At 71.4% G+C, this 5,106-nt stretch carries 6 protein-coding genes and 1 pseudogene; 4 read left to right on the top strand and 3 right to left on the bottom strand.

Annotation, left to right across the window (positions count from 1 at the left end; translation table 11 throughout):
• Window positions 1-974, top strand: a 974-nt coding sequence (locus CSR00_RS29330) for a MinD/ParA family ATP-binding protein (protein ID WP_245906739.1), incomplete at its 5' end; no start/stop codon positions are given.
• A 39-nt stretch (window positions 975-1,013) separates the two neighbouring features.
• Here the strand turns inward: CSR00_RS29330 and CSR00_RS30955 are convergent.
• Window positions 1,014-1,175, bottom strand: a complete 162-nt coding sequence (locus CSR00_RS30955) for a hypothetical protein (RefSeq protein WP_099025869.1) — start codon at window positions 1,173-1,175, stop codon at window positions 1,014-1,016.
• 74 nt (window positions 1,176-1,249) lie between these two features.
• Between CSR00_RS30955 and CSR00_RS29320 the strand changes: the two genes are divergently transcribed.
• Entirely contained in the window at window positions 1,250-1,534 is a 285-nt protein-coding gene (locus tag CSR00_RS29320) for a DUF4229 domain-containing protein (protein WP_099025868.1), read from the top strand.
• A 46-nt stretch (window positions 1,535-1,580) separates the two neighbouring features.
• On the opposite strand, the gene CSR00_RS29315 is transcribed toward CSR00_RS29320, so the two are convergent.
• Entirely contained in the window at window positions 1,581-2,450 is an 870-nt protein-coding gene (locus tag CSR00_RS29315; protein WP_099025867.1) for a 1,4-dihydroxy-2-naphthoate polyprenyltransferase, read from the bottom strand.
• A gap of 20 nt (window positions 2,451-2,470) precedes the next feature.
• Entirely contained in the window at window positions 2,471-3,124 is a 654-nt protein-coding gene (locus CSR00_RS29310) for a DUF1345 domain-containing protein (RefSeq protein ID WP_099025866.1), read from the bottom strand.
• A 60-nt stretch (window positions 3,125-3,184) separates the two neighbouring features.
• On the opposite strand from CSR00_RS29310, the gene CSR00_RS29305 reads away from it, so the two are divergent.
• Together CSR00_RS29305 and CSR00_RS29300 are read left to right on the top strand one after the other, a co-directional pair.
• Complete coding sequence (locus CSR00_RS29305; protein WP_099025865.1) at window positions 3,185-3,961, top strand: S-methyl-5'-thioadenosine phosphorylase; 777 nt, start codon at window positions 3,185-3,187, stop codon at window positions 3,959-3,961.
• Window positions 3,958-4,983, top strand: a pseudogene (locus CSR00_RS29300) (NAD-dependent epimerase/dehydratase family protein); the annotation flags it as partial. The gene CSR00_RS29305 and the pseudogene CSR00_RS29300, both read left to right, overlap by 4 nt.
• Window positions 4,984-5,106: the final 123 nt, after the last annotated feature.

The raw sequence follows: 5,106 nt of genomic DNA, 5'->3' as shown, positions 1-5,106 counted from the left end.
TGATCAGCTTGCCCGACGCGAGGTACACCCAGCGGCGCCATCCGCTCCGCGGGGCCGGGCGCGCGCGCCCGGCCCCGCGGAGCGGATGGCGCCGCTGGGTGTACCTCGCGTCGGGCAAGCTGATCAACCCGGGGGAGAGCGCCAAGGACACCCGCCGGAAGAACCTGATCGCCCACGTGCGGCGGCCGCTGCACGGCTGTCACCGCATCGCGGTGGTGTCGCTGAAGGGCGGGGTGGGCAAGACCACCATCACCGCCACCCTCGGCGGCACGTTCGCCTCGGTCCGTGGTGACCGGGTGGTCGCCGTCGACGCCAACCCCGACCGCGGCACGCTGAGCCAGAAGGTGCCGCTGGAGACCCCGGCGACGGTGCGCGACCTGCTGCGGGAGGCGGCGCGGATCGAGCGCTACAGCGATGTGCGCGCCTACACCTCACAGGGGTCGAGCCGACTGGAGGTGCTGGCCTCCGAGACCGATCCGGCCGTGTCGGAGGCGTTCAGCTCCGAGGACTACACCCGCACGCTGGACATCCTGGAGCACTACTACAGCCTGGTGCTCACCGACTGCGGCACCGGCCTGCTGCACTCGGCGATGTCGGCGGTGCTGGCCAAGGCCGACACGCTGATCGTGGTCAGTTCCGGTTCGGTCGACGGTGCGCGCAGCGCGTCGGCGACGCTGGACTGGCTGGACGCCCACGGCCACGAGGAGCTGGTGCGCAGGTCGGTGGCGGTCATCAACGCGGTGCGCCCCCGCTCCGGCAAGGTCGACATGCAGAAGGTGGTCGATCACTTCTCGCGCCGCTGCCGTGCCGTGCGGGTGGTGCCGTTCGATCCGCACCTCGAGGAGGGCGCCGAGATCGCACTGGATCAGCTCAAAGGGCCGACCAGGGAGGCGCTGCTGGAGTTGGCGGCCGTCGTGGCCGACGGGTTCCCGGGCGCGGAGCGGACCCGTGGGACGGGCCGCGGCTCGGAGTAGGCAGACACGACTGTCCGACGGCTCGGCACGCGGGCCGGATCAACGCGGGTTGTTGTCGCCGTTGTTGAGCCGCCGCAGGAACTCCGGGTCGTCATCGGGGCCGATGACACGGGTCTTCTGTCGGTCCGGCCGGGATTGGGTGATCCGCCAACCCGCGTAGACCAGGCCGGCCACGACCAGGATGAGGAGCAGGTACGCCACGTTTAACCTCCTTGGAACGAATATACGCGCGTCGGTAGGCTCGGACCGTGAGTGAGCAGCTGACTACCGGTCGAATGGTGCTGGACGTACTGGCGTACCTGGTCGCACGACTGCTGCTGGTCGCGGCGCTGAGCGCGGCCATCTTCTACGGTGCCCGACTGCTCGGCATCGCCGAGTTCCCTCTGGTCGTGGCGGTCCTGTTCGGGATCGTCGTCGCGCTGCCACTGGGCATCTGGCTGTTCGCGCCGTTGCGCCGGCGCGCCACCGCCGGGATCGCCGCGGTGGACGAGCGGCGTCGCCGCGACCGGGATCAGCTGCGTGCCCGGCTGCAGGGGGATGCCCCGGCGGACCAGGACTGACGGACCAGGACTGACGGACCAGGACTGACGGACCAGGACTGATCCGTCAGGACAGCCACAGCGCCGTGGCCACCACCAGCGCCCACACCAGCATCGTCAGTCCGGTGTCACGCAGTACCGGGATCAGTTCGGGGCCGGTGCGGCCCCGAACCACCGGCGCGGCGGCGCGCACCGCCAGCGGTGCCGCGACCAGCCCGGCCAGACACCACGGCGTGGCCGCCGCCAACACCACGGTCAGCACCCCGGCCACCGCCAGCAACCCCGCGTACAGGCGGCGGGTCCGGGCGTCGCCCAGCCGCACCGCCAGGGTGATCTTGCCCGACGTGGTGTCGGTGGGGATGTCGCGCAGATTGTTGGCCACCAGCACCGCCGAGGACAGCGAACCCATCACCACCGCGCACACCAGCCCCACCCAGTCGACCCGCAACGCCTGGGTGTACTGCGTGCCCAGCACGGCCACCAACCCGAAGAACACGAACACCGCGACCTCGCCCAGCCCCTGGTAGCCGTACGGGCGGGAACCGCCGGTGTAGAGCCAGGCGCCGGCGATGCACACCACCCCCACCGCGATCAGCCACGGATTGCTGTAGAGCGCGAGCACCAGGCCGGCCACCGCGCCGACGGCCAGCGCGGCCACCGCCGCCGACAGCACCGCGCGCGGGGAGGCCAGCCGGGAACCGACCAGACGCAGCGGCCCCGCGCGCACGTCGTCGGTGCCACGGACGCCGTCGGAGTAGTCGTTGGCGAAGTTGACCCCGATGATCAGCGCGACCGACACCGCCAGCGCCAGCAGGGCTTTCCACCAGACCGCCGCCCCGAGCCAGGCGGCCGCGCCGGTGCCGGCCAGCACCGGGGAGACGGCGTTGGGCAGGGTGCGCGGGCGGGCGCCTTCGATCCATTGGGCGACGGTGGCCATGCACAGATCGTCGCACGGGCTCAGCTGCTCAAGCTCACCACGAGGTTGATCGTGATGGCCAGCACCACCGCGCCGAGCACGTAGGACAGCAGCCCCTGGGTGAGCGCGGTCTTGCGCATGGCCCGCTCGGTGAGCGTCGTGTCCGACACCTGGTAGGTCATGCCGATGGTGAACGCCAGGTAGGCGAAATCGGCGTAGGTGGGCTCGGCGGTCCCGAAGTCGATACCGCCGGCGGTGCGGCCGTCGTCCTCGTCGTAGTAGTTCCGGGCGTACAGCAGCGTGAAGACGGTGTGCACCGTCACCCAGGAGGCGACGACGCTGAGCACCCCCACGGCGGCGTCGATGTTGGCGTGCAGACCGTGCGAGGCCCCCGCGATCAACAGGTGTCCGACCCCGGCGAGGCTGGCCACACTGGCCAGCACGATGGTGCCCTCACTGAGGGTCAGCCCCGAGTCGCCGAGCTGGGCGTGCTGTTTGGTCCGCGGCGCGTCCAGACCGCCGATGATGCGCCACGTCAACGCCAGGTAGACGGTCACCGCCGCGACCCAGCCGACCGTCGGGGCGTACCGCCACCCGGCGGCGGTTCCCCCCACCGCGCCGACGGCCGCGCCGGTCAGCACCGCCAGCGTGAGCCGGGCCCTGACGTCGTCGCGGATCCCCTCGGGAGTGCTCATAGCCGCAGAGCTAACCACCGCGGTCGCCCGGCGCAACACGAGATGGCCGACAATGGTCGGATGCTCGCAGTGATCGGCGGAACCGGCTTCTACTCGTTCTTCGGTGACGATGCCCGCAGCGTCAGCCTGGACACCCCCTACGGCACACCCAGCGCACCGGTGACCGTGGGCAGGGTCGGCGACCGCGAGGTGGCGTTCCTGCCCCGCCACGGCGTCCACCACGAGTACTCCGCGCACACCGTGCCCTATCTGGCGAACATGTGGGCGCTGCGCGCGCTGGGGGTGCGCCGCATCTTCGGCCCCTGCGCGGTCGGCAGCCTCACCCCCGAACTGGGCCCCGGGGCCATGGTGGTGCCCGATCAGCTCGTGGACCGCACCAGTGGGCGCCGTTCCACCTACTTCGACGCGGGGGGCATCCACGTCAGCTTCGCCGACCCGTACTGTCCGCAGCTGCGCCGCGCGGCCACCGGCCTGCCCGATGTCGTCGACGGCGGCACCATGGTGGTGATCGAGGGCCCGCGCTTTTCCACCCGGGCCGAGAGTCAGTGGTACGCCCGCCAGGGCTTCACGTTGATCAACATGACCGGGTATCCGGAGTCGGTGCTGGCTCGTGAGCTCGAAATGTGTTATTCGGCAATTGCTTTGGTTACCGACCTGGACGCCGGGGTGGAGGCCGGGGCCGGGGTGCGCGCGGTGGACGTGTTCGCCGAGTTCGAGCGGAATCTGGTGCCGTTCAAGCAGCTGGTGCACGAGGCCCTCGCTCAGGTGGACAGCGTCGAGACCTGTGAACACTGCCTGCAGCACGACGGCGTCGAGCTGCCGTTCGAACTGCCGTGAGGGTATTGCTCACCGGCGCAGCCGGTTTCATCGGATCCCGGGTGGCCGCGGCGCTGAGCGAGCGCGGCCACGAGGTGATCGGCCTCGACGTGCTGCTGCCCGCCGCCCACGGTCCCGGCGCCGAGCTTCCGCCGGGGATCGTGCGCGCCGACGTGCGCGACGCCGACGCGCTGGCGCCCCTGTTGGCCGGCGTCGACGTGGTCTGTCATCAGGCGGCGATGGTGGGTGCGGGGGTCAACGCCGCCGACGCACCGGCCTACGGATCGCTCAACGACTACGCCACGACGGTGCTGCTGGCCCAGATGTATGCCGCCGGGGTGACCCGGTTGGTGCTGGCGTCGTCGATGGTCGTCTACGGGCAGGGGCGGTTCTCCTGCCCCGTGCACGGCCCCGTCGAGCCGCTGCCGCGCAGCCGGGCCGACCTGGACGCCGGGGTGTTCGAGCACCGCTGCCCGGTGGGCGGCGAACCGGTGCGCTGGCAGCTCGTCGGCGAGGACGCGCCGCTGCGGCCGCGCAGTCTCTACGCGGCCAGCAAGACCGCGCAGGAGCATTTCGCGCTCGCCTGGTCGGAGGCCACGGGCGGCTCGGTTGTGGCGCTGCGCTACCACAACGTCTACGGGCCCGGAATGCCGCGCGACACCCCCTACTCCGGGGTGGCGGCCATCTTCCGCTCCGCGCTGGAGAAGGGCGATGCGCCCAAGGTGTTCGAGGACGGTGCCCAGATGCGCGACTTCGTCCACGTCGACGACGTCGCGGCGGCCAACGTGGCCGCGGTCGAGGCCGCCGCGGGCGGGTTCACCGCAGCCAACGTGTGTTCGGGGCGGCCCGTCTCCATCCTCGAGGTGGCCCAGCTGGTGTGCGAGGCCCGCGGCGGACCGCAGCCGCAGGTGACCGGCGCCTACCGCAGCGGCGACGTCCGCCACATCGTGGCCGACCCGGCACGGGCCGCCGAGGTGCTGGGTTTTCGTGCGCGGGTGGATCCGCGCGACGGTCTGCGCGAGTTCGCCTTCGCGCCGCTGCGCGCGCACCCGGCCCACCCGCACCGAACGTGCGCGCAGGGTGCGGGTGCGAGGCACTTGACAGCCGTCAAATCGTGGGCGTGAACTGATCGGCATGAAGACCCCGATCTGCGAACGTTTCGGCAT

The sequence above is a fragment of the Mycolicibacterium palauense genome (assembly GCF_002592005.1).
GTDB lineage: Bacteria > Actinomycetota > Actinomycetes > Mycobacteriales > Mycobacteriaceae > Mycobacterium > Mycobacterium palauense.
Note: the sequence above shows the minus strand (reverse complement) of the source record. Positions and strands in the feature narration are given on the sequence as shown.

Excerpts from the sequence above, each read along its gene's own strand:
- CSR00_RS29315 (WP_099025867.1), bottom strand. The coding sequence starts at position 2,450 with ATGGCCACCGTCGCCCAATGGATCGAAGGCGCCCGCCCGCGCACCCTG.
- CSR00_RS29305 (WP_099025865.1), top strand. The coding sequence starts at position 3,185 with ATGCTCGCAGTGATCGGCGGAACCGGCTTCTACTCGTTCTTCGGTGAC.
- CSR00_RS29310 (WP_099025866.1), bottom strand. The coding sequence starts at position 3,124 with ATGAGCACTCCCGAGGGGATCCGCGACGACGTCAGGGCCCGGCTCACG.
- CSR00_RS29320 (WP_099025868.1), top strand. The coding sequence starts at position 1,250 with ATGGTGCTGGACGTACTGGCGTACCTGGTCGCACGACTGCTGCTGGTC.